This is a genomic window from Novosphingobium sp. 11B, assembly GCF_054589055.1.
On sequence record NZ_BAAILP010000287.1, the window covers coordinates 5,601 to 31,410 of the forward strand.

The 25,810-nt window shown below is 64.2% G+C and carries 30 protein-coding genes and 1 pseudogene; 17 read left to right on the plus strand and 14 right to left on the minus strand.

Annotated features, from left to right (window positions below; genetic code table 11):
• A partial coding sequence (dksA, locus tag ACYPYD_RS24575; protein WP_459666066.1) for an RNA polymerase-binding protein DksA occupies window positions 1-435 on the minus strand: 435 nt, incomplete at its 3' end.
• A gap of 325 nt (window positions 436-760) precedes the next feature.
• Between dksA and ACYPYD_RS24580 the strand changes: the two genes are divergently transcribed.
• The gene (locus ACYPYD_RS24580; protein WP_008827778.1) at window positions 761-1,096 is read left to right on the plus strand and encodes an SEL1-like repeat protein; all 336 of its coding nucleotides are present in this window, start codon (window positions 761-763) and stop codon (window positions 1,094-1,096) included.
• A 1-nt stretch (window position 1,097) separates the two neighbouring features.
• Here ACYPYD_RS24580 and ACYPYD_RS24585 read toward each other — a convergent pair whose 3' ends face one another.
• From ACYPYD_RS24585 to ACYPYD_RS24605, 5 genes are read right to left on the minus strand one after another with little or no spacing between them, the layout of a single operon-like run.
• Window positions 1,098-2,234 carry a GNAT family N-acetyltransferase gene (locus tag ACYPYD_RS24585; protein WP_008827777.1) on the minus strand — a complete coding sequence of 379 codons (1,137 nt, stop codon included), beginning with the start codon at window positions 2,232-2,234 and terminating at the stop codon, window positions 1,098-1,100.
• Window positions 2,231-2,998: a glycerophosphodiester phosphodiesterase family protein gene (locus tag ACYPYD_RS24590; RefSeq protein ID WP_459666069.1), complete on the minus strand. Its 768-nt coding sequence runs from the start codon at window positions 2,996-2,998 to the stop codon at window positions 2,231-2,233. The genes ACYPYD_RS24585 and ACYPYD_RS24590 overlap by 4 nt, the downstream gene beginning before the upstream one ends.
• A complete protein-coding gene (locus ACYPYD_RS24595) occupies window positions 2,979-3,443 on the minus strand; it encodes a RidA family protein (RefSeq protein WP_008827775.1) in 465 nt (154 codons plus the stop codon). Before ACYPYD_RS24595 ends, ACYPYD_RS24590 begins: the two co-directional genes overlap by 20 nt.
• On the minus strand, window positions 3,430-4,092 hold the full coding sequence (locus ACYPYD_RS24600; protein WP_008827774.1) for an HAD family hydrolase: 663 nt from the start codon (window positions 4,090-4,092) through the stop codon (window positions 3,430-3,432). The genes ACYPYD_RS24595 and ACYPYD_RS24600 overlap by 14 nt, the downstream gene beginning before the upstream one ends.
• Window positions 4,089-4,373 (minus strand): DUF3572 domain-containing protein, encoded by a 285-nt coding sequence (locus ACYPYD_RS24605; RefSeq protein ID WP_289357446.1) that lies wholly within the window; start codon window positions 4,371-4,373, stop codon window positions 4,089-4,091. Before ACYPYD_RS24605 ends, ACYPYD_RS24600 begins: the two co-directional genes overlap by 4 nt.
• Window positions 4,374-4,424: 51 nt before the next feature.
• Between ACYPYD_RS24605 and ACYPYD_RS24610 the strand changes: the two genes are divergently transcribed.
• From ACYPYD_RS24610 to ACYPYD_RS24625, 4 genes are all read left to right on the plus strand, one after another.
• On the plus strand, window positions 4,425-4,787 hold the full coding sequence (locus tag ACYPYD_RS24610; RefSeq protein ID WP_008827772.1) for a response regulator: 363 nt from the start codon (window positions 4,425-4,427) through the stop codon (window positions 4,785-4,787).
• A gap of 88 nt (window positions 4,788-4,875) precedes the next feature.
• A complete protein-coding gene (locus tag ACYPYD_RS24615; RefSeq protein ID WP_008827771.1) occupies window positions 4,876-5,115 on the plus strand; it encodes an acyl carrier protein in 240 nt (79 codons plus the stop codon).
• 5 nt (window positions 5,116-5,120) lie between these two features.
• Complete coding sequence (gene spt / locus ACYPYD_RS24620; RefSeq protein WP_459666072.1) at window positions 5,121-6,341, plus strand: serine palmitoyltransferase; 1,221 nt, start codon at window positions 5,121-5,123, stop codon at window positions 6,339-6,341.
• Window positions 6,342-6,506: 165 nt separating this feature from the next.
• On the plus strand, window positions 6,507-7,994 hold the full coding sequence (locus tag ACYPYD_RS24625; RefSeq protein ID WP_459666075.1) for a PQQ-dependent sugar dehydrogenase: 1,488 nt from the start codon (window positions 6,507-6,509) through the stop codon (window positions 7,992-7,994).
• 47 nt (window positions 7,995-8,041) lie between these two features.
• On the opposite strand, the gene ACYPYD_RS24630 is transcribed toward ACYPYD_RS24625, so the two are convergent.
• The 3 genes from ACYPYD_RS24630 to ACYPYD_RS24640 all read right to left on the minus strand — a co-directional run bounded on the left by ACYPYD_RS24630 (window position 8,042) and on the right by ACYPYD_RS24640 (window position 9,533).
• The gene (locus tag ACYPYD_RS24630; RefSeq protein ID WP_069708364.1) at window positions 8,042-8,590 is read right to left on the minus strand and encodes an NADPH-dependent FMN reductase; all 549 of its coding nucleotides are present in this window, start codon (window positions 8,588-8,590) and stop codon (window positions 8,042-8,044) included.
• 77 nt (window positions 8,591-8,667) lie between these two features.
• On the minus strand, window positions 8,668-8,991 hold the full coding sequence (locus tag ACYPYD_RS24635) for an usg protein (RefSeq protein ID WP_202196460.1): 324 nt from the start codon (window positions 8,989-8,991) through the stop codon (window positions 8,668-8,670).
• A 116-nt stretch (window positions 8,992-9,107) separates the two neighbouring features.
• Window positions 9,108-9,533: a winged helix-turn-helix transcriptional regulator gene (locus tag ACYPYD_RS24640; RefSeq protein WP_008827767.1), complete on the minus strand. Its 426-nt coding sequence runs from the start codon at window positions 9,531-9,533 to the stop codon at window positions 9,108-9,110.
• A 91-nt stretch (window positions 9,534-9,624) separates the two neighbouring features.
• Here ACYPYD_RS24640 and ACYPYD_RS24645 point away from each other — a divergent pair, with 91 nt between their 5' ends.
• The 7 genes from ACYPYD_RS24645 to ACYPYD_RS24675 all read left to right on the plus strand — a co-directional run bounded on the left by ACYPYD_RS24645 (window position 9,625) and on the right by ACYPYD_RS24675 (window position 14,936).
• Complete coding sequence (locus ACYPYD_RS24645) at window positions 9,625-10,194, plus strand: FMN-dependent NADH-azoreductase (protein WP_036526860.1); 570 nt, start codon at window positions 9,625-9,627, stop codon at window positions 10,192-10,194.
• A gap of 189 nt (window positions 10,195-10,383) precedes the next feature.
• Window positions 10,384-10,593, plus strand: a complete 210-nt coding sequence (locus ACYPYD_RS24650) for a zinc-finger domain-containing protein (RefSeq protein ID WP_459666078.1) — start codon at window positions 10,384-10,386, stop codon at window positions 10,591-10,593.
• Window positions 10,594-10,647: 54 nt separating this feature from the next.
• Window positions 10,648-12,066 carry a metalloprotease TldD gene (tldD, locus tag ACYPYD_RS24655; protein WP_008827764.1) on the plus strand — a complete coding sequence of 473 codons (1,419 nt, stop codon included), beginning with the start codon at window positions 10,648-10,650 and terminating at the stop codon, window positions 12,064-12,066.
• A 172-nt stretch (window positions 12,067-12,238) separates the two neighbouring features.
• Window positions 12,239-12,646 (plus strand): hypothetical protein, encoded by a 408-nt coding sequence (locus ACYPYD_RS24660; RefSeq protein WP_008827763.1) that lies wholly within the window; start codon window positions 12,239-12,241, stop codon window positions 12,644-12,646.
• Between the two features lie 185 nt (window positions 12,647-12,831).
• Window positions 12,832-13,029, plus strand: a complete 198-nt coding sequence (locus ACYPYD_RS24665; protein WP_008827762.1) for a hypothetical protein — start codon at window positions 12,832-12,834, stop codon at window positions 13,027-13,029.
• Window positions 13,026-13,427 carry a thiol-disulfide oxidoreductase DCC family protein gene (locus tag ACYPYD_RS24670; protein ID WP_459666081.1) on the plus strand — a complete coding sequence of 134 codons (402 nt, stop codon included), beginning with the start codon at window positions 13,026-13,028 and terminating at the stop codon, window positions 13,425-13,427. The genes ACYPYD_RS24665 and ACYPYD_RS24670 overlap by 4 nt, the downstream gene beginning before the upstream one ends.
• Before the next feature lie 30 nt (window positions 13,428-13,457).
• On the plus strand, window positions 13,458-14,936 hold the full coding sequence (locus ACYPYD_RS24675) for a thiol-disulfide oxidoreductase (protein ID WP_459666084.1): 1,479 nt from the start codon (window positions 13,458-13,460) through the stop codon (window positions 14,934-14,936).
• Window positions 14,937-14,942: 6 nt separating this feature from the next.
• On the opposite strand, the gene ACYPYD_RS24680 is transcribed toward ACYPYD_RS24675, so the two are convergent.
• Window positions 14,943-15,194, minus strand: a complete 252-nt coding sequence (locus ACYPYD_RS24680) for a hypothetical protein (protein ID WP_459666087.1) — start codon at window positions 15,192-15,194, stop codon at window positions 14,943-14,945.
• Between the two features lie 169 nt (window positions 15,195-15,363).
• On the opposite strand from ACYPYD_RS24680, the gene ACYPYD_RS24685 reads away from it, so the two are divergent.
• The 3 genes from ACYPYD_RS24685 to ACYPYD_RS24695 are packed head-to-tail and all read left to right on the plus strand — an operon-like array spanning window position 15,364 to window position 17,232.
• Window positions 15,364-15,699: a helix-turn-helix domain-containing protein gene (locus tag ACYPYD_RS24685; protein WP_008827759.1), complete on the plus strand. Its 336-nt coding sequence runs from the start codon at window positions 15,364-15,366 to the stop codon at window positions 15,697-15,699.
• A complete protein-coding gene (locus ACYPYD_RS24690) occupies window positions 15,692-16,939 on the plus strand; it encodes a type II toxin-antitoxin system HipA family toxin (RefSeq protein WP_459666090.1) in 1,248 nt (415 codons plus the stop codon). The genes ACYPYD_RS24685 and ACYPYD_RS24690 overlap by 8 nt, the downstream gene beginning before the upstream one ends.
• On the plus strand, window positions 16,936-17,232 hold the full coding sequence (locus tag ACYPYD_RS24695; RefSeq protein ID WP_459666130.1) for a hypothetical protein: 297 nt from the start codon (window positions 16,936-16,938) through the stop codon (window positions 17,230-17,232). The genes ACYPYD_RS24690 and ACYPYD_RS24695 overlap by 4 nt, the downstream gene beginning before the upstream one ends.
• 40 nt (window positions 17,233-17,272) lie before the next feature.
• Here the strand turns inward: ACYPYD_RS24695 and ACYPYD_RS24700 are convergent.
• The 3 genes and pseudogenes from ACYPYD_RS24700 to ACYPYD_RS24710 form a co-directional block, all read right to left on the minus strand.
• Window positions 17,273-17,569, minus strand: a pseudogene (locus ACYPYD_RS24700) (Arm DNA-binding domain-containing protein); the annotation flags it as partial.
• A 400-nt stretch (window positions 17,570-17,969) separates the two neighbouring features.
• On the minus strand, window positions 17,970-19,529 hold the full coding sequence (guaA, locus tag ACYPYD_RS24705) for a glutamine-hydrolyzing GMP synthase (RefSeq protein ID WP_036526850.1): 1,560 nt from the start codon (window positions 19,527-19,529) through the stop codon (window positions 17,970-17,972).
• Window positions 19,530-20,173: 644 nt separating this feature from the next.
• Window positions 20,174-21,259 carry an acyltransferase family protein gene (locus tag ACYPYD_RS24710; protein ID WP_459666093.1) on the minus strand — a complete coding sequence of 362 codons (1,086 nt, stop codon included), beginning with the start codon at window positions 21,257-21,259 and terminating at the stop codon, window positions 20,174-20,176.
• Between the two features lie 289 nt (window positions 21,260-21,548).
• Here ACYPYD_RS24710 and gyrB point away from each other — a divergent pair, with 289 nt between their 5' ends.
• Complete coding sequence (gene gyrB, locus ACYPYD_RS24715; protein WP_459666096.1) at window positions 21,549-24,083, plus strand: DNA topoisomerase (ATP-hydrolyzing) subunit B; 2,535 nt, start codon at window positions 21,549-21,551, stop codon at window positions 24,081-24,083.
• A gap of 129 nt (window positions 24,084-24,212) precedes the next feature.
• Window positions 24,213-25,394 carry a pyridoxal phosphate-dependent aminotransferase gene (locus tag ACYPYD_RS24720; protein WP_459666101.1) on the plus strand — a complete coding sequence of 394 codons (1,182 nt, stop codon included), beginning with the start codon at window positions 24,213-24,215 and terminating at the stop codon, window positions 25,392-25,394.
• A 123-nt stretch (window positions 25,395-25,517) separates the two neighbouring features.
• Here ACYPYD_RS24720 and ACYPYD_RS24725 read toward each other — a convergent pair whose 3' ends face one another.
• A complete protein-coding gene (locus ACYPYD_RS24725) occupies window positions 25,518-25,730 on the minus strand; it encodes a hypothetical protein (RefSeq protein WP_459666103.1) in 213 nt (70 codons plus the stop codon).
• Window positions 25,731-25,810: the final 80 nt, after the last annotated feature.

Sequence of the window (25,810 nt, forward strand, 5' to 3'; positions counted from 1 at the left end):
GCGGCGCTCGTGCGCTTCCTGCGCCTCGACGGTCATGGTCGCGATCGGACGCGCTTCGAGACGACCGAGGCCGATCGGCTCGCCGGTGACCTCGCAGTAGCCGTATTCGCCTTCCTCGATGCGGCGCATGGCCGAATCGATCTTGGCGATCAGCTTGCGCTGGCGGTCGCGGGTGCGCAGTTCGATACCCCAGTCGGTCTCGCTCGAGGCACGATCGTTGAGGTCGGGTTCGCGAATCGGGCCGTCCTGCAACTGCTGCAGCGTGCCTGCTGCCGCATCGAGGATCGACTTTTTCCATGCCAGAAGCAGCCGCCGGAAATAATCCTGCTGTGCCTCATTCATGTATTCTTCGTCAGGTTCGGAAATGTAGGCGCCGCCAATTGCACGCTTTGCCTTGGCGAGTACATCAATTTCGTCAGCTAGGGCCGTTGCCATCCAGAGAAACTCCGCAGTGCTTCCACAGATCGCCAACGCCCTGCAGCCCCGAATTTTTTCCGGTAACCGTACAACGATCCGCAGTTGAGGCGGCCTATAATTCCGCACTCTTGACCGCACAAGCGTATATCCGTGGCGATCCACAAAATTCTTAACGCCGTCTCCGGGTGACACAAAGTTAATCCGCAGGCGGGACCTGCTCGCAGTCGCCGTTAACCATTTCTTGATCGCCGTCGGACAGATTGGCCAAATCGAACGCAGGGGCCATTTGCAAACGATTGAGGTCCACGCGGTCACAACCCTTTTTGAAGGCACGGGGATTACGATGGAAACTGTCTGGATTAACCAGGATCTCGCCACGCCGGCCGCCGCGAACGACTTCGCAGGCGACATGGTCATCGCCGAGGCGCTGTCCGCCGCCGCGCAGGGCGATGCTTCGGCTTATTTCGATCTCGGTGTCGCATTCTCGACCGGCAGCCACGGCGCCCCTTGCGACCTCATCGAAGCGCACAAGTGGTTCAACCTCGCCGCCGTGGGCGGGCACGAGGAAGCCACCGTCTGCCGCGCTGAAGTCGCCGACGACATGACAGCCCGTGAAATCGCCGAAGCCCAGCGCCGCGCGCGCCAGTGGCTGGGCGCGACGGTCCGCAAGGCTGCCTGAGCTAGGCCTTGCGGAAGGGCGAATGCCCGCCTAGCCGGAGCTGGTCGATGGCGATCCCTGCCCGCTCCTGCTCGAGATAGTCGGCAATCGCGGCCCGCAGACCATCATGGACGATGTAGTGCGCCGAGATCGTGCGCACCGGCTCGTATCCTCGCGCCAGCTTGTGCCCGCCCTGCGCGCCCGCTTCGACACGGCCCAGGCCCAGCCGGATCGCGGCATCGATCGCCTGATAGTAGCACAGTTCGAAGTGCAGGAACGGCTTGTCGACGACGGCGCCCCAGTAGCGTCCGTACAGCGCCTCATCGCCGATGAAGTTCAGCGCGCCGGCGACGGGCTGCCCGTCGATGAAGGCCAGCACCATCAGGATGCGATCGGCCATCGTCTCGCCCAGCAGGCTGAACGCCTCACGCGTGAGATAGGGACGGCCCCATTTGCGCGCGCCGGTGTCCTGGTAGAAATCCCAGAACGCTTCCCAGTGCGTCTCGGTGATCTCATCGCCTGACAGAGCGCGAATCTCGACGCCCTCCTGCGCTTTCTCGCGCTCCTTGCGCAGGTCCTTGCGCTTGCGGGACGACAGTTGCCCGAGGAAATCGTCGAAAGTCGCGTAGCCGCGATTCTCCCAATGAAACTGAATGTCCTCGCGCAGCAGCCATCCGGCCTTCTGGAACACGGGGACCTGCGCCGGTTCGATGAAGGTCGCGTGGGCGGAGGAGAGGCCATTGTCACGGCACAGCGTCTCCGCCGCGCGCAGTAGCGGCAGCATGAGTTCGGGATGCGGTGTCAGCAGGCGCGGGCCGGTGGCCGGGGTGAAAGGCACCGCAATCTGCAGCTTCGGATAGTACGAGCCGCCGGCCCGGTGCCAGGCATCGGCCCAGGCATGGTCGAAGACGTACTCGCCCTGCGAGTGCTCCTTCAGGTAGGCCGGAAGCGCGGCGGCGAGGCTGCCGTCAGGACCGTCGATCACCAGCGGTAATGGCGTCCAGCCGCTGCGGCCGCCGACGCTGCCCGATTCCTCCATCGCAGTGAGGAAGGCGTGAGCGACGAAGGGATTCGCCCCATCGGTCAGCGCATCCCACTGATCGGCGGGCAGATCACCCACGGCGCCGAGCAGACGGGCGGTGAAGGCGCCCTCGCTCACGCGTCCCCTTCGCGAATCTCAAAAATGGCCGCGTCGGCGTAAGCGGCGGCGCGCTCGTCGTGCTCGGGCTCGCGCACGGTCCAGGTCGCGACGGGGAGGCCCCGGCCTCGCTGCGCGGCAGCGAAGCGGCTCGGCAGATCGCGCACGTCGTAGGCGAGGAAATCGGGCCGGGCATGCCACAGCGACAGGCGGCGGCGGATCTTGCCGGGCAGCGCCCGGTCCTCGCCCTCGGAAACGATGAGGCCGCGCACCGTGTGCGGCGAATGGCGCCAGTACCAGCGCGATACGCGCGGGTCGAAGCTCATGACCGCGTGGTTGCCGGTATAACCCTCCAGCACCCGGCGCACCGCCAGGCACAGCGCGGCGATGCGAACCTTGCGGTCGGACTTGATCTCGATGAGCACCGGGACCTTGCCGCCGACTTGCGCCAGAACCTGCCGCAGGGTCGGGATGGTCTCTGCCGTGCCCGTCAAAGTTATGGTGCCCAGCTGCGCCGCGCTGCGGCGCTCGGTGGGGCCGCTCTCGCCGGTCAGGCGATCGAGCGTATCGTCATGGAAGACGACCGGTTGCCCATCGCCGGAACGCTGCACGTCCAGTTCGATGCCGTTGCCTGCCGCGATGGCCCTGGCGAAGGCCGCGCGCGAGTTTTCCGGCACGCCGCTGCCGTGTAGCCCCCGATGGGCATAGTCCTGCGCCCCGATCCACGCGACCTTGCGCGGATCGGGTGCAGGCGCACGCCAGCGATCAAGCAGGGCGAACGGCAACGATGGCGTCCACTTCGACGGCGGCGCCCAGCGGCAGCACCGGCACGCCGACCGCGCTGCGCGCATGCTTGCCGGCATCGCCGAACACCGCGACCATCAGCTCGGAGGCGCCGTTGATGACCTTGGGCTGGTCGGTGAAATCGCCGGTGGAATTGACGAAACCGCCCAGCTTGACGATCCGCTCCACCCGGTCGAGCGAGCCGAGCGCGGCTTTCAGCTGCGCCAGGATCATCACGCCGCAGGCCTGTGCTGCTTCGGTGCCCGCCTCGATGGAGACATCCTCGCCCAGACGGCCGGTGACGAGCTTGCCATCGACGAAAGGCAACTGGCCGGAAACGTGGGCCAGGCCACCCGCCTCGACCACGGCAACGTACGCGGCAACCGGGGCCGCCGCCGCAGGCAGGGTCAGGCCGAGTTCGGCGAGACGGTCATCAATCTTGCTCATGGAATTCCTCTTCTTCGCGGGTCAGGCTGGGGGCCGTAAGATTGGTCAGCAGCCAGGGGAGCGCGGTCTTCCAGTCATCGATCCGCGCGTGGGCGTGGCCGAGCTGGAGAGCGCACTTGATGTTGGGGGCGATCTTCGGTTCACCGCACAAGTGCAGTCGGCGAACATGGGGGGAAACCTCGAAGACCGAGCCATGATGCTGCGACAGGTCGTCGATGAAGACCGCACGGCTGGGCTGGTACTCGTCGAGGATCGCCTGGAGCGCCGGGCCTTTCGGTCCCTGATTGGTGAAGACGCGCAGCGGCATGCCGTGTTCGATCAGCTGCGCCTCGCGCGCCTCGCGGCGGAAATCCATGAGGTTGGTGAGGACCACCACGTCGGCGTGCTCGCGGATCGCGGCGATCGCATCGACGGCGCCTTCGATCGGCGTCTGGCGGTGCATCTGCGAATCGAAGAAGCCGTTGAGCAGCGTCCACATCTCCGCCTGTTCCAGCGGCGTGTCGCTGCCGATCCGGCGCATCGACTTGTAGAACTCGCCGTTCTCGATATCGAAATGGACGCCTTCTTCCTCGGCCAGCCAGTCGCGGAAGTGCTTTATCATGTGGAGCAGCACTTCGTCGCAGTCGGTGATGAGCAGCGGTTTTGTCATGCGCCCAGCTTCCTTTGTGCGGCAACCAGCGTCTCGGGCTGAACGCCCAGCGCGTCGGCCGCGCCCAGCAGGTCCGGCTCGTGCGCGCACAGGAAATCCATCACCGCACCCAGCGTGGAGGGCTCACCCAGCGAGGCGCGCAGTTCCTCCGGCGTCAGGCCGGTGAGCGACAGGAAACGCTCGGCACGGTCCTGATCGCTCAGCACCCAGCCGAGGGCGTTCAGGGCCAGCGCCTGCGGATCGGATGGGGATGAGGGCTCTCGAAGAATTGTCAGTCTCACTCGGACGGAATAGACGGGGTATATTACCCCAGATGGTCATCAGGGCGTCGAATGGCAAAGCGAATCCTCGTTGTCGAGGACAACGATCTCAACCGGAAGCTGTTTTGCGATGTGCTCCGCAGTCAGGGCTACGCGGTGGAGCCGTGCGCCGATGGCCTCGATGCGCTCGACAAGGCGCGGCAATTCGTGCCGAATCTCGTCATCATGGACATCCAGCTACCCAATGTCTCAGGGTTGGACCTGATCGAGGCGGCGAAGAAGGACCCCGTCCTGCGCACGATTCCCGTACTCGCGGTGACCGCTTACGCCGGCAAGGGCGACGAGGAACGCATCCGCGAGGCAGGCGCCGAAGGCTATCTGGCGAAGCCGGTCTCGATCGGCCCGTTCATGCAGGCGGTACGGGCGCTGCTGTAAGCGCGCCCTTGACATGTTACACCCGCGCCGCTTTTGCGCCGCAATTCCCGGCCAGAGAGCCGCCCGACGCTTTCGGAGTTAGATACCCATGGACCGCGCAGAGACTTCGGCCCGCATCGCCGCGCTGATCGAGCCCTTCAACAAGAAGGGCGTCGAAGTGACCGATGCCACCCGTTTCACCGACGACCTGGAATTCGACAGCCTGACGGTGATGGACTTCGTCGCCGCCATCGAGGACGAGTTCGACATCATCATCTCGATGAATGCCCAGGCCGAGATCGAGAACTACGGCCAGCTCGTCGATGCCGTGGTCAAGCTCAAGGGCTGAACGCGATGACCGAGACCGTTGAAAGCACCGATCTTTTCAGCAAGTTCGACCCGCTCATCAAGATGCGCAGCGACCTGCTCGCCACCGGCGTGACCGATCCGTTCGGGCTGGTCATGGAGCGTGTCATCTCCCCCACCGTCGCCCTGTGCAACGGGCGCGAAACGATTCTGCTGGGCACGTACAACTACATGGGCATGACCTTCGACCCCGACGTGATCGCGGCGGGCAAGCAGGCGCTCGACGACTTCGGTTCCGGCACGACCGGCAGCCGGGTACTCAACGGCACCTACGCAGGCCATAAGGCGGTAGAAGAGGCGCTTTGCGACTTCTACGCCATGGACCACGCGATGGTGTTCTCGACCGGCTACCAGGCCAACCTCGGGATCATCTCGACCATCGCCGGCAAGGGCGATTACATCGTCCTCGACATCGACAGCCACGCCTCGATCTGGGACGGCTGCAAGATGGGCGACGCCGAAGTCGTGCCCTTCAAGCACAACGACATCGAGGCGATGGAAAAGCGCCTCAAGCGCATTCCCGAGGGTGCCGGCAAGCTGGTGATCCTCGAGGGCGTCTACTCGATGCTGGGCGATATCGCCCCGCTCAAGGCAATGATCGCGGTCGCCAAGAAGTACGGCGCGATGGTGCTGGTCGACGAGGCGCACTCGATGGGCTTCATCGGCCCCAACGGACGCGGCGTGGCCGAGGAGCAGGGCTGCCTCGATGACGTCGATTTCGTGATCGGCACCTTCTCCAAGTCGGTCGGCACCGTCGGCGGCTTCTGCGTCTCGAACCATCCCAAGTTCGAGATCATGCGCCTGGTCTGCCGCCCCTACGTGTTCACCGCCAGCCTGCCGCCGAGCGTCGTCGCCACCGCGACCACCTCGATTCGCAAGCTGATGACCGCCGCCGACAAGCGCGCCCACCTGTGGGACAGCTCGCGCACGCTGCACAAGGGCCTGACCGACGCGGGCTTCCAGCTCGGCACCACCGAACCGCAGAGCGCGATCATCTCGGTCATCATGCCCGATCTGGAGCGCGGCGCGATGATGTGGGAAGCGCTGCTGCACGAGGGCCTCTACGTGAACCTCGCGCGTCCGCCGGCGACGCCTGCGAACATGACGCTGCTGCGCTGCTCGCTCTGCGCCGAGCATTCGGCCGAACAGGTCCAGCAGATCATCGGCATGTTCACGCGGGCCGGGACGGCGGTGGGCATCATCGGCTGACCTCGCCGGCCGCGACAGGCCCGGACATCCAAAGGCGCGCCAGAGCAACGGCGCGCCTTTTTTTGTCCTTTATTTGTCTCAAGCAGACCGTGCTTGCCTGCCTGTCCAAAGTATATTCTAACCGGGTACTACGAAAAACGGGGCTATTACAGAATGTTAACAGGTATGACCCGCGGCGCATCGCGTCGCGGCATGACGATCGTCGCGACTTCGATGCTGGCGCTCGCCCTCGCGGCTTGTGGCGGCAGCGGCGGTAGCGGCGGCACGGGTTCGGCCAACACCGCCCCCGCCTTCTCGTCTGCTGCAACAGGCACTGTCGCCGAAAACACGACCGGCGTCGCCTATCAGGCAAGCGCCAGCGATGCGCAGGGCGATGCGGTCACTTACACGATCTCCGGCGGGGCCGACGCGGCGGCCTTCGCGATCGCATCGGGCGGGGCGCTCAGCTTCGTCGCCGCGCCCAATTACGACCTGCCGGCCGACGCCGACGGCGACAATGTCTATCACGTCACGCTGCAGGCCAGCGACGGCAAGGCGAGCAGCACGCTCGGCGTCGCCATCACCGTCACCAACGACCGGGAAGGCATTCGTGTCGAGCGGATCGCCACCGGGCTCGCCGATCCGGTCGGCATCGCCAGCCTCGGCGTCGACGGCAATGTCGCGGTGGCGCTCAGGGCCAACGCGATCATGCGGATCGACGGTCGCACCGGGGCGCAGTCCACCTATTATTCCTTCTTTCCCCACATCACGTCGCCGATTTCGGCAGTCTCTCTGCTGGGCATCGCCCGCGCCCGTTCCGAGGGATCACGCGAATCGATCTTCGTCCTGGGAACCCAGTTCGGACGCGCCTGGGTCGCCTGCCTGAGTTGCACGTATTTTTCTCTCGCAGACCTCGTTCCCGACAGCCAAGCTGCCAACCTCGCCATCGGCAAGGGCGCGGATGGCAACGCTTACGTCGCGATCGGCGATCCGGACGGCACCTCCGCGCAGGATGCGTCATCACCGCTGGGCAAACTGGTGCGCTTCGTTCCCTTCCCTTTGAGCTACGACCCTTATTCGGGTGCATCGGTCCCGATGGATTACTACACCCGCACGGTGGCGGGCAGCGGCCTGCGCGCGCCTGCCGGTGTCGCGGCGCTGCCCGATGGCCGCATGATCGTGTCCGACCGGGGCGGCACCGACTTCGACGAACTTTCCCTGACGGCCGACCTCGGCGCCCCGAATTTCGGCTGGCCCTATTTCGAAGGCACGAAGGAGAAGCGGGCCGGAGGCGCCGGGCTGGCCGGGCTCGTCACCCCGTCGCTGGTCGTCCCCCTCGGCACGGAGCCGCGACAGAGCCGCGGGATCGTCGGCGGGGTGGCCTATACCGGGTCGATCCCCGGCATCGCCAATCACTACGTCTTTTCGGACAAAGGCGGCCGGATCTGGTCCATCCCGCTGGCCCGCCTTTCGGGCACCGGCACGCTGCAGGCCTCCGCACTGGAACTGCGCAGCGAGGACTTCATGCCGGACGCGGGCACGATCGACCGGCCGGTAGGCATGGCCATCGACGCGGACGGCACGCTCTACATCCTCGACGGTGATGGTGAACTGTTCCGGGTCGTACCGACCGGCACCGTCAAAATCGACGTTACCACGCCGCCCGCGTCGTGACGCCCGGCGGGCCCGGCCACAGTGCTGCCTGTGACCGGGTCCGCTTGTCAGGCGCTGTGAATGGCCACGTAGTCCAGGAAAGCCGTCATCCAGCCGCCAAGGAAGTCCGCCGACTGCGCGCCCACGGTGCCGTCCTCGTTCAGCAGGCCCTCCTTCCACTGCAGGAACGCCTCGGGCGCGCCCAGCGTCGGCATATCGAGATAGGCCAGCACGTTGCGCAAGTGCTGCTGCGCCAGCGCCGTGCCGATCGCGCCAACCGACACGCCGATCACACCCGCAGGCTTGCCCGCCCAGGCGCTCTGCCCATAAGGCCGCGAGGCATTGTCGATCGCGTTCTTGAGTACGCCCGGCATCGAGCGGTTGTATTCCGGCGTCACGAACATCACCCCGTCCGAACCTGAAACCAGCGCCTTCAGCGCCTTGACGCTTTCGGCCTGGTCATCGTCGTCGTCCTGATCGTAGAGCGGCAGCGCGCCGATGTCGGCGAAGGTGAAATCATGCCCCTCGGCGGCAGGCAGGCGAATCAGCGCCTCGGCCAGTTTGCGGTTGAACGATTCGGCGCGCAGGCTGCCGACGACGACGGCGATCTTGGACATGGCTGTCTCCTCTTGCGGATGCGCCGGGTATCCACCCGCAGCATGTCAGGAGCAAGACCCCGTCAATGGCCAGTCTATCAGTGGATCGAGATGATCCCGTCCACCGCACGCCATTCCTGCGGCCCGATCAGGTGATTGTGGGCGATACGCACCGAATGAAGCGGACCTTCAATCTCGCGCGTCCAGTAATCGAGGAAGCCCTTGAGCACGGGAAAGCGCGGTGCCACGTCGTATTGCTGAAAGGCGAAAAGCTGCAGGAAGCGGGGATGGTCGGGCAGGAAATAGTGAATCTCGACAGTCGTGAGGCCATAGCCCGCTAGCTGCCTGAGAAAATCCGCGGAAGCCTGAGAATCCACAAGACCACGAAAATCCGACGAAGCTCCAACCGGTCGACCAGCCATAGACCTCCTTCCGGCACCGCTACCTTGCGGTGCAGCAATCGCAGGATGACATAACGGTTACGGCAGTCAAGCGCTTGTAGAGGAGCGGAAAATCCCGGTGGCTTGAAGATTTACCCTCATTGGGCATCGTGCTCCCGGTCGAACGCGGTGCGGCTCGCCTCGATCGCCGGACGTGCCCGGGCGGCCCAGGCGCCCAGCGCCTGCACCGGGCCTGCGAGCGACCGACCAAGGTCGCTCAGCGCATATTCCACCCGTACCGGCACACCGACATGGACGGTACGCTCGACCAGTCCGTCCCGCTCCAGCGCGCGCAGATTGCGCGAGAGCATCTGCTGCGACACGCCCCGGATCGCGCGCTTCAACTCGTTGAAGTGCAGCGGCGCCTCGAGCAGCGTCATCACCACCAGCATCGACCACTTGTCCCCGACCCGTGCAAGAATGTCGCCGACGAGGCGGCAGTCCTTGCCGTTGGGGTCGTGGACGATCGCTTCCTGCGGGGCGGCGGCAGGCCGGTCAGCTTCGTCGAACGTAGTCAGCTTCATGGTACCAGGTCCCGAAAATATGCGCTCTTGGCGCGATCATTCCAGCAACATAGCTAGACCTGGTCACATTTCCAGACTGAGGCACCCTCCCATGAAGCTTCTCCACCTCGATTCCAGCATTCTCGGCGACAATTCGGCCAGCCGCGCCATTTCCGCCGCCATCGTATCCTCGCTGACCAAGGCCGATCCCTCGCTCGAAGTCACCTACCGCGACCTCGCCGCCGAGCCGCTGGCGCACCTGACCCTCGACGTCCTCGGCAACCCCGAGGGAACGCCCGAACTGGCGCAGTTCCTCGACGCCGACGTGGTGGTGATCGGCGCGGGATTCTACAACTTCTCGATCCCCAGCCAGCTCAAGGCCTGGATCGACCGCATCGCCATCGCCGGCAAGACCTTCCGCTATACCGCCGAAGGCCCCGTGGGCCTCGCCGGCGACAAGAAGGTCTACGTCGCGCTCGCCCGCGGCGGCTACTACGGCGAGGGCCAGCCTGCCGCCGCCTTCGAGCACGCAGAGAGCTACCTGCGCGCGGTGCTCGGCTTCATCGGCGTGACCGAGCCGACTTTCGTGCTGGCCGAAGGCATCGCCATCGACGCCGACACCCGCGCGAAGTCGGTCGCTGCCGCGATCGAGGAAGCGGGTTCGCTGGCCGTCGCGGCCTGACAGAGCCCACCCCGCTGCGACTAGGACCCGCGGTCCAAGTCTCGCTCCCCTCCCGCAAGCGGGAGGGGTAGCCCAGCGCTTTTCTTCCCCCCTCTCGCTTGCGGGAGGGGGCGGGGGTGGACCTTCCTTCCCGTCCCACGCGCATTCCATCTGGAAATCGCCGCAAACCCTTGGTAATCCGGCGACACCATGACCAACGCGCCCGAAACCGTATTCACCGATTCCCACCGCGTCTCCTGCGACGGGGCCACCGACATTCCCGGCGGAGCCGCGCTCGGCCATCCCCGCGTCTGGCTCGAAATCGACGAGAAGGGCTATGTCGAATGCGGCTACTGCGACCGCCGCTTCGTGCTCAAGGGCGGGGTTGCCGACAACGGGGCAAACCAGCAGGCCGCCTGATCCCTTCGCGGTTCTTGTCTTTCGCGCGGGGATAATGCTGCCTATATCGGCGGCATGACCATGACCGACCCGCGCTCGCTGCTCTACACCCAGCTCTCGCCCGAAGAGGCACAGGCGCTCGCCGCCGAGACGCTCAAGTCCTGCGAGGATGGCGAACTGTTCATGCAGTTCGTCGCCAGCGAGGCGTTCGGCTTCGACGACGGCCGCCTCAAGACCGCCGACTATTCGCGCGACGCGGGCTTCGGCCTGCGCGGCGTCTCGGGCGAGATGACCGGCTTCGCCCATGCCAATGAGATTTCCGCCGCCGCCATCCGCCGCGCGGGCGAGACGCTGCGCCTGCTCGATCCCGCCACCGGCATCCGCCCGGCCGCCCCGCAGCGCACCAACGCCAAGCTTTACACCGACGTCTCCCCGCTCGACCTCGTGCCCTTCGCCGAGAAGGTGCGCCTGCTGGAGATGATCGACGCCGCCGCCCGCGCCCGCGACCCGCGCGTGGCGCAAGTCAGCGCCAGCCTGTCGGGCTCGTGGTCGGTGGTCGAGATCGTCCGCCCCGATGGCTACATCGCCACCGACGTGCGCCCGCTGGTGCGCCTCAACGTCTCGATCGTGGCGGAGAGCAACGGGCGGCGCGAAACCGGCTCGTTCGGCATGGGCGGCCGCTTCCTCTACGACGACCTGTTCAAGCCCGAGAACTGGAATGAGGGCATCGACACCGCCCTCGCCACCGCGCTGGTGAACCTCGAAAGCATCGACGCCCCCGCCGGTGAGTTCCCCGTGCTGCTCGGCCCCGGCTGGCCCGGCGTGATCCTGCACGAGGCGATCGGTCACGGGCTCGAAGGCGACTTCAACCGCAAGGGCACCTCGGCCTTCTCCGGCCGCATCGGCGAGCGGGTGGCGGCGCCCGGCGTCACCATCGTCGATGACGGCTCGATCCCGAACCGCCGCGGCTCGCTCACCATCGACGACGAGGGCACCCCCACGCGCGAGACCGTGCTTATCGAGGACGGCATCCTCAAGGGCTACATGCAGGACCGCCTCAACGCCCGCTTGATGGGCGTCGAGCCCACCGGTAACGGCCGCCGCGAGAACTACGCCCATGCCCCGCAGGTGCGCATGACCAACACTTTCATGAAGGCCGGCAACGACAATCCGGAAGAACTGCTCGCTGGCATGAAGAAGGGCATCTTCGCCAAGAACTTCGGCGGCGGCCAGGTCGACATCGTCTCGGGCAAGTTCGTGTTCTCCTGCACCGAGGCCTACATGGTCGAGAACGGCAAGCTGGGCGCTCCGATCAAGGGCGCGACGCTGATCGGCGACGGCCCCTCGGTGCTCACCAAGGTCAAGGGCATCGGCAACGACCTCGAACTCGACCGCGGCGTCGGCGTGTGCGGCAAGGGCGGCCAGAGCGTGCCCGCCGGTGTCGGCCAGCCCACCCTGCTGATCGAGGGACTGACGGTGGGCGGCACCGCCTGAGCCGAAGTATGGTCGCCGGGCTTCGACAAGCTCAACCTGAGCGGGTTTGAGAGGATTACATTACTCCCGCTCACCCTGAGCCTGTCGAAGGGCGCAAACAGTCAGCCCAAGTTCAGACGAATCGTGCTACACACAAGATCAACGCGGGGTGCGTTAACTGAGGAAGAAGGCCATGAAGACGCTTGCGATCTGCGCGACACTCGCTGTCGCTTCGCTGCTCGCCATGCCTGCCGCCGAGGCCCGCACCAAGCTGACCGGTGAGCAACAGCTCGCCAAGATGCTAGACGGGCGCGAAGCCGGCAAGCCGGTGAGTTGCATCCCCTATTCGCAGACCCAGAACACGACCGTGATCGACAAGACCGCGATCGTCTACCGGGTCGGCAGTACACTTTATGTCAACCGGCCGACCAACGTGGATCGGCTGGACGATGACGATGTCATGGTGACCAGGCTGTACACCTCGCAGCTGTGCCGCCTCGACACCGTGCAACTGCATGACCGCAATGCCAATTTCATGTGGAATGGCTTCGTCGGCCTGCAGGATTTCGTCCCTTATAAGAAGGTCGCATCGGCCAACTGAGCCTGAGCGGTCGCACGAAGAAGGCGGTCGGGGATTTCCCCGACCGTTTTCTTCGTTTTTGCTGCATCGCAGCGACTATCCGAACGGGTTAGCCACTCCGATACGGTTGTCCTGCCGCGCCAAGTCTGAAAACCTCCTCATGTACCGAGATCAAATCGATCTCGTCACCGTGGAGGATTCGGGCCGTGCAGGACCCCACCCACCCGCAGGCCCTGACGCCTCTCAAGCGCGCGGCCGTCTACGCAAGCGTCATCTTGACCCTCGTGGGCATAGTCGATGCCTTGCACAATATCCCGGTGGTATCCGGCTGCGCCTTCTACGGCGACTGCGAGAGGGAATCGTTCCGCGATCCTCCCGGTAAACTCGGCAAGGACGTCCCGTGAGCGGCGAGGTGCCGGCGCTGGTCGTCTACGATGGCGAGTGCATCTTCTGCCAGAACTACGTGCGCATGCTCAGGCTGCGCGACAGCGTCGGCCCCGTCGAACTCGTCGATGCGCGCAGCGACGACCCGCGCGTGGCCGCGATCGCGGCGCAAGGCTTCGACCTCGACCACGGCATGGTCTTCTCCTACCGCGAACGGATTTACCACGGCTCCGACGCTGTGCATGCGCTGGCGCTGCTGGCGTCGCCCTCCAGCCTGTTCAACCGCATGAATGCCCTGCTTTTTTCCCGCCCCTCCATTGCCCGGCTCAGCTATCCCTGGCTGAAGGCGGGGCGAAGGGCGACCCTGTGGCTGCGCGGGCGCAAGCGCATCGCACAGTCCCCTGCCGCCGGGGACTGACCGGCACCTAACGACACCGAGGGGAAACTTATGTCGTCGGCACCAGGCACTCCGCTTTTCCGCCCGATCGCGTGGCGCAGCCTATCGCAGGGCGCAGCAACGCCCACATTCGACGGCCTGACCGCCGTAGCCCCTTGCTGGGGCGTCGCGGCACTGTTCAGCATCGTCGGCGATCCCTGGGGCCTGACCGGGCGCGAAGGCGCGCTCTATATGCTGCTGGCATGGTCGGTCGTGGCCACCAGCGTGATGACGATCCTGTTCCCGCGCAAGACTTACGCCTTCGTCGCCCTCGCCGCCTGCACAGTCCTGCTCTACGCACTGCGTCTGCCCGTCGCATCCAACAACAAGACGATCACCACGATGTTCGACTTGTGCATCCTGCTCAGCGGTACAGTGCTGGCCGCGCAGGGGAAACTGACCCGCGAGCGCCTTTACGAGTCCCTGCGCACCCCGGCGCGACTGATCCTCGCGACGATGTATTTCTACGGGATCTTCCATAAGATAAATACTGACTTCCTCGATCCCACCGTCAGTTGCGCGGTTGGTCTCTACAAGCCGCTGGCCGAGCCGTTCGGGCTGGAGGACAACCTCGTCGGCCGTTACCTTGCGATCTGGTCGACGTTCGTGATCGAAGGCATCGCCATCGTCGCGCTGTTCTGGAAGCGGTGGTTCGCGATCGGCCTGACCAGCGCGCTGGTGTTCCACTATATCATTCCGATCTCGGCCTACAGCTGGTACATGGACTTCTCCAGCCTCGTCTTCGCGCTCTACATGCTGACGATGCCGCGCGAGGCCAGCGCGAAGATCTACGAGATCACCTGCCGTCATGTCGTGGAGCCGCTGCGCAGCCTGTTCGGCCGCATCGGCATTCTGGCGCCGATAGCCGCGCTTCTGGCGATCGCCACGCTGGTCGTGCTGCTGCTGGCGCTCGCGAACCCGGGCCGCCCCGCGCTCATGCTGCTGCACTCGATCTTCATCCTGACCTGGGCAGTGGTCGGCGGCGTGGCCATGACCGCGATGATCTACGCAGCGATGCTGTACCTGCCCTATCGCGGAGGAACCGCCGGTCGCAGTCCTTATGCTGCATGGAACTGGATCGTCCCGGTACTCTACTTCGTCAGTTGCCTGTCACCCTACCTCGGGCTCAAGACCGAAAGTTCGATCAACATGTTCAGCAACCTGCACACAGAAGGCGGCACCACCAACCACCTGCTGTTCTCGCGCCCGCCCTATCTGTTCGACTACCAGCGGGACGTGGTGCAGGTCGTCGCCTCGTCAAGCCCCTCGCTCACCCGCACGGCGAACGAGGGCCGGATGAACGTGCTGTTCTCGATCGAGGAATTCCTGCGCCGTCATCCCGACCAGTGGGTAACCTATATTCACGACGGCCAGTTGATCGAGCAGGCGACGGCCGCCAGCCTGACGCTGGAATCCGCGACCTGGCTCGAACGCAAGCTGCTCATCTTCAAGCAGGTCGACCCCAACCGGCCCAAGGTCTGCACGCACTAGGACCGGTCAGGAAGCCGACCCCCAGCCGATCGGACCGGGCTTGCCGCTTACTCCCACTCGATTATTTCCTAACATCCTAACCGATTGATTTTTAGGGAAAAAATATTTCTCGCCCAAAACTATACCGTCAGCGACACCGACAAAGAACAGCGCTTTTGAAATCATTGGACTTTTTGGCCATATGCCAAATTCAATGGTTTCGCCATCTATCGCCGACGGCGAAATTGCAGGGTCCAAACTGCTCGTCCCCAGCGTCATTCGCCGTTTCTACGCCAGGTTACTCTGGCCGGCATTCGCGCCTCTCTGGGCTATACCGTCATAGGCATTTTTTGCCAATCGGGCGACGGACCAATCGGCTCAGTTCCCTATAGAAAAATTGTAATCTTCGCGCTACACATCCCTCCAGTCTGTAGTGCGAAGGTAGCAAATGCCGACACCCCATAATCCGCCCGCCGCGGTGAGGCGCGCGCTGCGCAAGCTTGGCGCGGACATCCATGATGCCCGTCGCCGTCGTCGGCTGCCGATGTCAGTTGTGGCCGAGCGAGCCTTCACGTCGCGTTCGACGCTCCAAAAGATCGAGGCGGGCGATACCAATGTCAGCATCGGTATCTATGCCGGCGTCCTTCAGGCGCTCGGTCTCCTGGAAGGATTGAGCCAGATCGCCGATATCGGCAACGACAGCGTCGGCCAGGCATTGGCCAGCGCCGATTTGCCGAAGCACGCCCACCCGAAGCGGCCGACCGGAGCGTCGCGCGATGGCTGATTTCGAGGTTCATCTCGACCTTCATGGCCACACGCGCCCAATCGGGTTGGCGCGGGGCAATCGCGTCCGTGGCGCCGAGACCATCATGTTCGAATATGATCGCGGCTGGCTTGAGGACCCGGATCGCTTCTCGCTTGAGCCGGCTCTGGCCCTGACGCGCGGGGCATTCGCGCCACCCGCTGGTCTGGCGACCTTCGGCTCTATCGGCGATTCCGCGCCCGACACCTGGGGACGCCGCCTCATGCAACGCTCGGAGCGGCGCAGCGCCGAGCGCGATGGCCGCCCCGTGCGCAGTCTGGCCGAAAGCGGCTATCTGCTCGGCGTCGCCGACGAGACCCGACTTGGCGCGCTTCGCTTCCGTTGGGTCGGCGAAGAACAATTCCAAGCGCCGATCCGCGCCGGCGTGCCCGCCCTGATCGAACTCGGCCGACTGCTTCAGATCACCGAACGCATTCTGCGCGATGAGGAAACCGACGACGACCTCCAGCTCATCTTCGCGCCCGGCTCGTCACTTGGCGGAGCGCGGCCCAAGGCCTCGGTCGTGGACCAGCACGGTCATCTCTCCATCGCCAAGTTTCCCAAAGAGACCGACGACTACAGCATGGAGACATGGGAGGAGATCGCCCTACGACTGGCGGGCCAAGCCGGCATCGCCACGCCGCTCCACGAACTGATCGATGTCGCCGGCAAGAAGGTCATGCTGTCGCGGCGCTTCGATCGAGAGGGTGCGGTCCGCATTCCCTTCCTGTCGGCGATGGCGATGATGGGAGCCAAGGATGGCGAGCGCGGCAGTTATCCGGAGATCGTCGACGCCCTGGCCGAGCATGGCGCGCAGGGGAAGACCGATGCCCACGCCCTTTATCGCCGTGTCGTCTTCAATGTGCTGATCTCAAATGTCGACGATCATCTGCGCAATCACGGCTTCCTCTGGCTGGGTAAGGCCGGATGGGCACTGTCCCCAGCGTATGACCTCAATCCCGTGCCGACCGATATCAAAGCGCGAGTGCTGACGACCAACATCGATCTCGATGAGGGCACCTGCTCGCTCGACCTTCTGGAAGAGGCCTCGGAGTTCTTCGCCCTCACGTTGGCGCAGGCTCGCACGGTCATCAAGGACGTGGCGACCGTGACCTCAACTTGGCGCGAAACTGCAAAGGCGGTCGGCGCGAGACCGGCTGAGATAAACCGCATGGCCAGCGCCTTCGAGCATGACGACCTCAAGCGGGCGCTGGCCCTATGACGAGAACCTTCCTTCACAGCTTCGATCCACCGTCGGCCAACCCCGTCAACGCCGCTACAGTCGATCTGGACGTGGCGGATATCGAGGACGCCGGCATTCGCGAGGTGCTTCAGACGCCGGGCGCCGCCTATGGCGCGTGGTCCAACCTCATCCGCTGGGTTGGCGACCTTCTCGCCATGCAGGATGGCGAATGCAAAGATCAGCTTCACGATATCGCGCACATTGACGGCTGTGGCTGGAGCGCCGCGATCCTTCACTTTTCCCACACATCATACGGAGATCGTCCGGCGTGATCTCCGTCAGCAGCCTGTTTCGGAATGTCGGCAGAATGTCGCGCTCGTAGATGGAGCGCCGCATAGCCCGCGTGCTGTCCGCCATGCGCGACTCCTGGAACCACTTTTCGCCGAACTCGCCGAACCGCTTCGCCTCCTTCAGTCGACGCTTGTCGTATTGCTTCTCTTGAGCAGGCGACCGCCCCTCAGAAATGGCCCGCTTCGCGTCGATTAGCTTCTCGCGAGCCCTGGCTAGCGAAAGGGCGTCGGGACCATATCGACCGAGCGTCAGCGTCTCGCGCCGTCCGTTGAGCCGGTAGTCGCAGCGGAATACGATGGTCCCTGACGGCTGGACCACGACTTACATACCGTCACGATCGCTCACCTTGTACAATTTTTTCTGTGATTTCAGTGCCTTAATAGCAGTGTTGGTAAGCATGAGAGCCTCCAAATCTGTCCAAACAACAGCAGAGAGGCGCCAATTATACCGTCAGGCCAAAACAGGCGTCGCTGGAAGCGATTTTATCTCGTAATTTCAAATATTTATGGCCAAAAACTATACCGTCAGCAGCTCTCTTAGCCCTGACGGTATAGGTAAACCCCTAACCGAACAAGTTCCCCCATACCGTCCGCTATACCGTCAAATCGGAGCATTGCCCCTCGATAGACGACGATAGATGATGATATTTTTATCGTTTTTTCTCATACGGTTAGATCGCAACATGGCGTGCAATCGGATACCGCCAGAGGGGTAAAAATCATTCCCACTCGATCGTGCCGGGCGGCTTCGAGGTGTAATCGTAGACCACACGGTTGATGCCCTTGACCTCGTTGATGATGCGGGTCGCGACGCGGCTGAGGAAGGCCGCGTCGAAGGGGTAGATATCCGCCGTCATGCCGTCGGTCGAAGTGACCGCGCGCAGGCCGCAGACGCTGTCGTAAGTACGACCGTCGCCCATCACGCCCACCGTCTTGACCGGCAGCAGCACCGCAAAGGCCTGCCAAATCGCGTCGTAGAGACCGGCGTTGCGAATCTCCTCGAGGTAGACCGCGTCCGCCTTGCGCAGGATGTCGCAGCGCTCGCGGCTGACTTCGCCGGGGATGCGGATGGCAAGACCCGGGCCGGGGAACGGGTGACGACCGACGAAGACGTCGGGCAGGCCCAGTTCGCGGCCCAGTTCGCGCACTTCGTCCTTGAACAGTTCGCGCAGCGGCTCGACGAGCTTCATGTTCATGCGCTCGGGCAGGCCGCCGACGTTATGGTGGCTCTTGATCGTCACCGAAGGACCGCCGGTAAACGAAACGCTTTCGATCACGTCCGGATACAAGGTGCCCTGCGCCAGGAACTCGGCACCGCCGATCTTCTTGGCCTCGTCCTCGAACACGTCGATGAAGGTCTTGCCGATGAACTTGCGCTTGGCTTCGGGGTCGGTGACGCCCTCAAGTCCGTTGAGGAACAGCGTCGAGGCATCGACGTGGACCAGCGGGATGTTGTAGTGGCCGCGGAACAGGCTGACAACCTGGTCCGCTTCGCCCATGCGCATCAGGCCGTGATCGACGAACACGCACGTGAGCTGGTCGCCGATCGCCTCGTGGATCAGCACTGCCGCAACGGCGGAATCGACGCCGCCCGAAAGGCCGCAGATCACCCGGCCCTCGCCCACCTGCGCGCGGATTTCCTCGATCTTGGTCTTGCGAAATTCGGCCATTGTCCAGTCACCGGTCAGACCGCAGACATGGCGCACGAAGTTCTTGAGCAGCTTGCCGCCGTCGGGCGTGTGCACGACCTCGGGGTGGAACTGCATCGCGTAGATGCGCTTCTCGTCGTTGGCGATCACCGCGAAAGGCGCGCCTGCGCTCGATGCGACCGGGCGGAAGCCGGGAGCGAGGCTGGTCACCTTGTCGCCGTGGCTCATCCAGACCTGATGCTTCTCGCCGACCTTCCACAGGCCGTTGAACAGCGCGCATTCGTCACCGATCTCGATGAAGGCGCGGCCGAACTCGCCCCCGTCGCCGCCGGTCACTTCACCGCCCATCTGATGCATCAGCGACTGCTGGCCATAGCAGATACCCAGGATCGGGCGGCCGCTCTCGAGGATCACGTCGGGGATGCGCGGGCCGTTCTCATCCAGCACCGAGGCGGGCGAGCCGGAGAGGATCACGCCCACCGGGTTCATGCGGCGGAACGCCTCCTCAGCGGCGTTGAACGGGGCGATCTCGGAATAGACGCCGGCCTCGCGCACGCGCCGGGCAATAAGCTGCGTCACCTGGCTGCCGAAGTCGACGATCAGAACGGATTCGGTGGGCTGGATATTCATGGCGAGCCACTAGTCGCGCGCGCGTTGGCTGTCCAGCCCCCGAAACACGGCAGATGACGCATCATTACTGCGCCAGGCAACCCGTCAGGGCAGTTTTCCATTTCTTTGCGTAGGCTCCGCGATTTTGAGTTCGCATTGCAGCATTTAGCGTCGCGGCGATGATTGCCTATTTTTTAGGCAACCCGCTCACGACTGCTGAAGGCTTGCCGGAGGTCCACGTCAGTCCGATCGACACAGCGATAACAGAAACAGCAGAAAATCGGTCATTTTCGGCGACAACTTGAGCGCAATGCACGCCGAATCGAGCCTATGTTGCAAGATATGCAACATAACTTGCCGCTTTTGAATTTGCGCAAAATTTGTGCATCGCTATTTGCCGCATCGCAGCAAGAGGCGCCGGAACGCTTCCTGCCGCACGCAAGGCGGAGCGCCGGAACGCTCCGCACATGCGATGAAACGATAAGAATGTTTGCAGGAGCTTTATTATGACCCTCGTGCACCGCACGTTCGGGTTCGCTGCCGCGCTGGGCACCAGCGCGCTGGCGTTCGCGCTTACCCTCGCCTGATTTTCCAGGCGCCGGTGGCGTTACCCTGAATTACCCATGAGAAGGGCGGCCCCAGGGCCGCCTTTTTTCGTACCAGCGTCATGCTGCCATCTTCACAGGCATGGTCACGCCGCCACGCGAAGAAAGCATTGCCTTGCGGCTAGTATCCGGCAAGCGCCATGCGGGCAGATCCAGCAGCCAGTCCGCCGCTCCCGTCCGCAACAACGCACCATGTGCCACCAGGCACGCTGTCACGATCAGCGGCACAGCCAGGAGCGGATAGACTGCTCCTGCCCAGACACTGGTGAGGATAGGCGCAGCGCAGCGCTCGAGGAGGAAGGCCAGCCCGGGCATCATCAGGAAGTGCATGAGGTAGATCGGCAGGGTTCGCTTGGCGAGCCAGGAGGCAGGCGCGATCAGCGCCGAACTCCGACGCACCAACAGCATGCAAAGCATCGCACCGGCCGCTACCGCCAGAATATCCACCGGCAGCAGAAACGTGTCGGATTTCAAAGCCATGGCCGCCCCGACAAGGTACGCCCCGCCCAGTACCAATACGCGCGAAGCCGTTGCGCGCTCGACGAACGCCAGGACCTGGTCCTTCATGCGCACACCAGCGACAAAGAAAATCGCACAGCGCAGCATCTTGGGCTGATGTGCGGACAGGTGCCCTTCGAACATAGTACCCAGCACTGACAGCACTGCACAGAGCAGCAGCGCCGCCCAGACCGGCAGCGGCAAAGTTATCCTGGTCAGCAGGTAATACATGCCCAGCGCCAACAGGTACCATGACATGCGGGTCAGAAGCAGCACGGGCAGGAGGCGGTTATCCGCCGTCCATTCAAACCAGGACGCGGCCGGGTCCATCGGCACCAGGATCTGGTAAATCACGCCCCAGGCGAAGTAGAGGTAGAGCGGCCTCACCAACCGGCTGCGCTGCGTATCGAGACGCGGCCGCATGACCGACTCAGAAGCGAGAATCCCGGAGACAAGAAAGAACAGGGGCATACGCACCGGCCGGATGAAACCGTTCAAGACATGCCAAGCCGCCGCCAGTTCCACATTGTTCGCCCATGGCATCAACGCAACCTGCTCACCCAGATGCATCATCACCACCAGCAAAATACATCCCGCCTTGGCAAAATTGGGCCAGACAAGGTCCCGCTGGGAAACGTCCGTAATCATGCGCTCTAACCCCCTGTTCAGAGCAGGAAGCTAAGGAGATATATTTATTCTGACGTTAATCATCAGAAGCCGCAGACAAGTAACAATCAATTGCACTGGCGACGACATCAGAATTACAGATATTTAATTCTGGTAGACCGGCGTCATCCCCCCACGCATGTCGTTCCCGCCGCCTGCCTGCATCGCTTCGCCGCAGCCTCGCCGAACCACTGTCGCACCCTTGTGGAAAACCCCGGCCTCAGAGCCGGTTTCGCTTGGGTTTACCCCCCTCAGACCCTATATGCTCGCCATGGCCAGCAATCCCGAAAACAAGAACCAGAACTCCTACGGCGCCGATTCGATCAAGGTCCTCAAGGGCCTCGACGCGGTACGCAAGCGCCCCGGCATGTACATCGGCGATACCGATGACGGCTCGGGCCTGCACCACATGGTGTTCGAGGTTTCGGACAATGCCATCGACGAGGCGCTCGCTGGCCACTGCGACCTGGTGCTGATCGAACTCAATCCCGACGGCTCGGTTTCAGTCGAGGATAACGGCCGCGGCATTCCCACCGGCATTCACGCCGAGGAAGGGGTTTCCGCTGCCGAGGTCATCATGACCCAGCTCCACGCCGGCGGTAAGTTCGAGAACACGTCGGACGACAATGCCTACAAGGTCTCGGGCGGCCTGCACGGCGTCGGCGTTTCGGTGGTGAACGCGCTGTCGGAATGGCTGGAGCTGACGATCTGGCGCGAAGGCCAGGAGCACTGGATGAAGTTCGCGCACGGCGACGCCGTGGCGCCGCTGGTGGTCAAGGGCCCCGCCCCCAAGGCCGAGCAGAACCCGGACGACGACGGCTTCAAGAAGGGCACCCGCGTGACCTTCCTTGCCTCGACCGACACGTTCAAGAACGTCACCGAGTTCGACTTCGACAAGCTCGAGCACCGCTACCGCGAACTGGCGTTCCTCAATTCAGGCGTGCGCATCAAGCTGCGCGACAAGCGGCACGAGGAAGTCAAGGAGCACGACCTGTTCTACGAAGGCGGCATCGCGGCCTTCGTGAAGTATCTCGACCGCAACAAGACCGCGCTCTTGGCCGAGCCCATCGCGATCTCGTCCGAGCGCGACGGCATCGGCATCGACGTCGCGCTGGAGTGGAACGATTCGTATTACGAGAACGTCCTGTGCTTCACCAACAACATCCCGCAGCGTGACGGCGGCACCCACCTTGCCGCCTTCCGCGCAGCGCTGACCCGCACGCTCAACAACTATTCCGAGAAGTCGGGCCTGCTCAAGAAGGAGAAGGTCTCGCTGACGGGCGACGACATGCGCGAGGGCCTGACCGCGATCGTCTCGGTCAAGCTGCCCGATCCTAAATTCTCGTCGCAGACCAAGGACAAGCTGGTCTCCTCCGAAGTGCGCCAGCCCCTGGAAAGCCTGATGGCGGACCGCATGAACGACTGGCTGGAGGAGAACCCCGCCCATGCCAAGTCGATCGTCCAGAAGATCATCGACGCCGCCGCCGCCCGCGAAGCCGCCAAGCGTGCCCGCGAACTGACCCGCCGCAAGGGCGCGATGGACATCGCCAGCCTGCCCGGCAAGCTGGCCGACTGCCAGGAGCGCGATCCCTCGCTGTGCGAACTGTTCCTGGTCGAGGGCGATTCGGCAGGTGGCTCCGCCAAGCAGGGGCGTGACCGCAAGACGCAGGCGATCCTGCCGCTCAAGGGCAAGATCCTCAACGTCGAGCGTGCGCGGTTCGACCGCATCATCTCGTCCAAGGAAGTCGGCACGCTGATCCAGGCGATGGGCACCGGCATCCGCGACGATTTCACGCTCGACAAGCTGCGCTACCACAAGATCGTCATCATGACCGACGCAGACGTCGACGGTGCGCACATCCGCACCCTGCTGCTGACGTTCTTCCACCGCCAGATGCCCGACATCATCCGCGCCGGGCACCTCTTCATCGCCCAGCCGCCGCTCTACAAGGTGTCGAAGGGTCGCTCGGAGGTCTACCTCAAGGACGGTGCCCACCTCGACCGCTATCTGGTCGAGGCCGGCCTCAACGGCCGCGTGCTCGAAACCTCGGGCGGCGCGCGTCTCGGGCCTGACCTCGAAGCGCTGGTCGAGCACGCGATCCGCATGCGCAACCTGATGGCCTTCGTGCCCCGCCGCTACGACCCCGTCATCATCGAGGCACTGGGCCTCGCCGGCGTGTTCGAGCCCGACCTGTCGATCGAGGCCCGCGGCGCCGCCCTCACCCGCACCGCGGCATGGCTCGATCGCGGCGACACCGAGGCCCGCTGGTCGGCCCGCCTGTCCGATGACGGCACCGTCGAGGTCGAACGCCTGTGGCGCGGCGTCACCGATCACCACAAGATCGAAGGCAGCTTCCTCTCCAGCGCCGAGGCCCGCAAGCTCGCCCGCCTCGCCGCCGAGAACGCCGAAGTCTACGCCGGTACCGCGCGCCTGGTGCGCGCCAGCGCAGCCGAGGCAGAGCCCGAGGCGACCGTGGATGCAGACGGCGAGGACGAACCCGTCGTCGCTGCCCGCCCGACCCAGGGCGCGGACGTCATCACCCGTCCCAGCCAGCTCCTCGCGCTGGTGCTTGCCGCCGGTCGCAAGGGCCTGTCGATCGCCCGCTACAAGGGTCTGGGCGAGATGAACGCGGACCAGCTCTGGGAAACCACGCTGGACCCTGAAAACCGCGTGCTGCTGCAGGTCAAGGTCGAGGACGCCGACGTGACGGACGAGATCTTCACCCGCCTGATGGGCGACATCGTCGAGCCGCGGCGTGACTTCATCCAGGAAAACGCACTCAACGTCGCCAACCTCGACGTCTGATCCGCGCACGGCGTTGAAAATCTGAAGGGGCGGGAGGGCACTGGATGCACTCCCGCCCTTTTGCGTGGGCGCTCTTGTCTTGCGCGCTTGCTGAGGCATCATGCTGCAACCGCACAGCTGGAGCCGCCCATGCCCGACACGCCTCCCCTTTCGCTTGACGACGACCTGAAGCACGACCTCGTCACCCGCGGCTACGATCGGCGCAGCTTCGGACGGATCGCCGCGCTGCTCGGCGGCGGGGTCGCGGCGGCGCAGGTCATGCCAGGCTTTGGGCCTGCGTTCGCGCAAGTGCCCAAGGCCGGGACAGGAACCGTCCGGATCGGCGCCAACGAGTGCTGGACCGGCCCCTTCCCCGCCGGAGTTGAGGCCGCGATGAAGGCGGTCACGCAAGGCAACCGCTACGAACCCGACGGCGAGATCCAGAAGCTGCGCGACACCGTCGCGATGGCCGAACGGGTGCCTGCAGATCGCGTCATCGCCTGGCCGGGCTCGAGCGATCCGCTCGCCCGCATCGCCGTCACGTTTGCGTCCCCTGCACGCGGGATCGTCACCGCCGACCCGACCTTCGAGCCGATCTGGCAGGTGGGCGAATGGCTGGGGGCCAAGGTGTCGAAAGTCCCGCTCACACCGACCAACGCTCATGACGTGCGCGCGATGCTCTCCGCCGATCCGAACGCGGGGCTCTACTATATCTGCACGCCCAACAACCCCACCGGCACGCTGACCCCGCTTGCCGACATCGAGTGGCTGCTCGCCGCCAAGCCCAAGGACGCGGTGGTGCTGGTGGACGAAGCCTATCTCCACTTCGCCGGCGCCCCCAGCGCGATGCCGCTTGCCGCGACGCGCAGCGACGTGATCGTGATGCGGTCGTTCTCCAAGCTGTTCGGGATGGCGGGCATGCGCCTTGGCCTGACGGTCGCCGATCCGGCGCTGCACAAGCGGATGATGCGCTACGACGGCGAACTGGTGACGATGATGCTGCCGATCACGGCCGTCGCCTGCGGCACCGCCTCACTGACGCAGACGGGCGAGATCGTAGCACGGCGGAGCCAGATGGAAGCCGCGCGCGAGGAAACGCTGGCGAACGTCGCGAAACGGGGCCTGAAGGTTCTGCCGGGCAGCCGCGCCAACATGTTCCTTCTCGAATGGAACGACCGTTCGCCGAAACAGATGAGCGAGGCGTTTCTGGCGCAGGGCGTACAGATCGGCCGCTCATGGAGCGCCTATCCACGGATGTCGCGGATCACCGTGGGTTCGGCCGAGGACATGGCGAAGTTTCGGCTGGCACTGGACCGTATCCTAACTGGGTGAGCTAACGCGTATCATCTCCGCCGAACGGGAACAGCCAGCCAGCATGGCCATTGGGTGTGGCCACGCCTGGTATCATCACGGTGTCGTCCTCACACACAGACTGGATCATTTCGCTGGCGCGGCCTAATGCCGCTGGATCAAGCGGATTGTCGCTGCGGGCAAGAAGGATCGCTTGCGATGGCCCGCGACATTCATTTCAAGAATGGCTGGGTGATGCGTGCGCCGCTCCATGCCGGTGGCGCTCAGCGCATCATGGCGACGCAACGGAATGCCGGCCAGGAAATCGTTGGTTTGCTGAGATAACGATGGCGCGCCGTTCATATCCGGCTGGGCCAAGGGTGCTGGTCGCAAACCGCTCTTCGCGAACGGAAGGCCCGGCCATCGATAATGAGCCGGCCAGAGCGGCCGATCCTGCG

Excerpts from the sequence above, each read along its gene's own strand:
- ACYPYD_RS24580 (WP_008827778.1), top strand. The coding sequence starts at position 761 with ATGGAAACTGTCTGGATTAACCAGGATCTCGCCACGCCGGCCGCCGCG.
- ACYPYD_RS24595 (WP_008827775.1), bottom strand. The coding sequence starts at position 3,443 with ATGAGCAAGATTGATGACCGTCTCGCCGAACTCGGCCTGACCCTGCCT.
- ACYPYD_RS24600 (WP_008827774.1), bottom strand. The coding sequence starts at position 4,092 with ATGACAAAACCGCTGCTCATCACCGACTGCGACGAAGTGCTGCTCCAC.
- ACYPYD_RS24610 (WP_008827772.1), top strand. The coding sequence starts at position 4,425 with ATGGCAAAGCGAATCCTCGTTGTCGAGGACAACGATCTCAACCGGAAG.
- ACYPYD_RS24615 (WP_008827771.1), top strand. The coding sequence starts at position 4,876 with ATGGACCGCGCAGAGACTTCGGCCCGCATCGCCGCGCTGATCGAGCCC.
- spt (WP_459666072.1), top strand. The coding sequence starts at position 5,121 with ATGACCGAGACCGTTGAAAGCACCGATCTTTTCAGCAAGTTCGACCCG.
- ACYPYD_RS24625 (WP_459666075.1), top strand. The coding sequence starts at position 6,507 with ATGACCCGCGGCGCATCGCGTCGCGGCATGACGATCGTCGCGACTTCG.
- ACYPYD_RS24630 (WP_069708364.1), bottom strand. The coding sequence starts at position 8,590 with ATGTCCAAGATCGCCGTCGTCGTCGGCAGCCTGCGCGCCGAATCGTTC.
- ACYPYD_RS24635 (WP_202196460.1), bottom strand. The coding sequence starts at position 8,991 with ATGGCTGGTCGACCGGTTGGAGCTTCGTCGGATTTTCGTGGTCTTGTG.
- ACYPYD_RS24640 (WP_008827767.1), bottom strand. The coding sequence starts at position 9,533 with ATGAAGCTGACTACGTTCGACGAAGCTGACCGGCCTGCCGCCGCCCCG.
- ACYPYD_RS24645 (WP_036526860.1), top strand. The coding sequence starts at position 9,625 with ATGAAGCTTCTCCACCTCGATTCCAGCATTCTCGGCGACAATTCGGCC.
- ACYPYD_RS24650 (WP_459666078.1), top strand. The coding sequence starts at position 10,384 with ATGACCAACGCGCCCGAAACCGTATTCACCGATTCCCACCGCGTCTCC.
- tldD (WP_008827764.1), top strand. The coding sequence starts at position 10,648 with ATGACCATGACCGACCCGCGCTCGCTGCTCTACACCCAGCTCTCGCCC.
- ACYPYD_RS24660 (WP_008827763.1), top strand. The coding sequence starts at position 12,239 with ATGAAGACGCTTGCGATCTGCGCGACACTCGCTGTCGCTTCGCTGCTC.
- ACYPYD_RS24675 (WP_459666084.1), top strand. The coding sequence starts at position 13,458 with ATGTCGTCGGCACCAGGCACTCCGCTTTTCCGCCCGATCGCGTGGCGC.
- ACYPYD_RS24680 (WP_459666087.1), bottom strand. The coding sequence starts at position 15,194 with ATGACGCTGGGGACGAGCAGTTTGGACCCTGCAATTTCGCCGTCGGCG.
- ACYPYD_RS24685 (WP_008827759.1), top strand. The coding sequence starts at position 15,364 with ATGCCGACACCCCATAATCCGCCCGCCGCGGTGAGGCGCGCGCTGCGC.
- ACYPYD_RS24690 (WP_459666090.1), top strand. The coding sequence starts at position 15,692 with ATGGCTGATTTCGAGGTTCATCTCGACCTTCATGGCCACACGCGCCCA.
- ACYPYD_RS24695 (WP_459666130.1), top strand. The coding sequence starts at position 16,936 with ATGACGAGAACCTTCCTTCACAGCTTCGATCCACCGTCGGCCAACCCC.
- guaA (WP_036526850.1), bottom strand. The coding sequence starts at position 19,529 with ATGAATATCCAGCCCACCGAATCCGTTCTGATCGTCGACTTCGGCAGC.
- ACYPYD_RS24710 (WP_459666093.1), bottom strand. The coding sequence starts at position 21,259 with ATGATTACGGACGTTTCCCAGCGGGACCTTGTCTGGCCCAATTTTGCC.
- gyrB (WP_459666096.1), top strand. The coding sequence starts at position 21,549 with ATGGCCAGCAATCCCGAAAACAAGAACCAGAACTCCTACGGCGCCGAT.
- ACYPYD_RS24720 (WP_459666101.1), top strand. The coding sequence starts at position 24,213 with ATGCCCGACACGCCTCCCCTTTCGCTTGACGACGACCTGAAGCACGAC.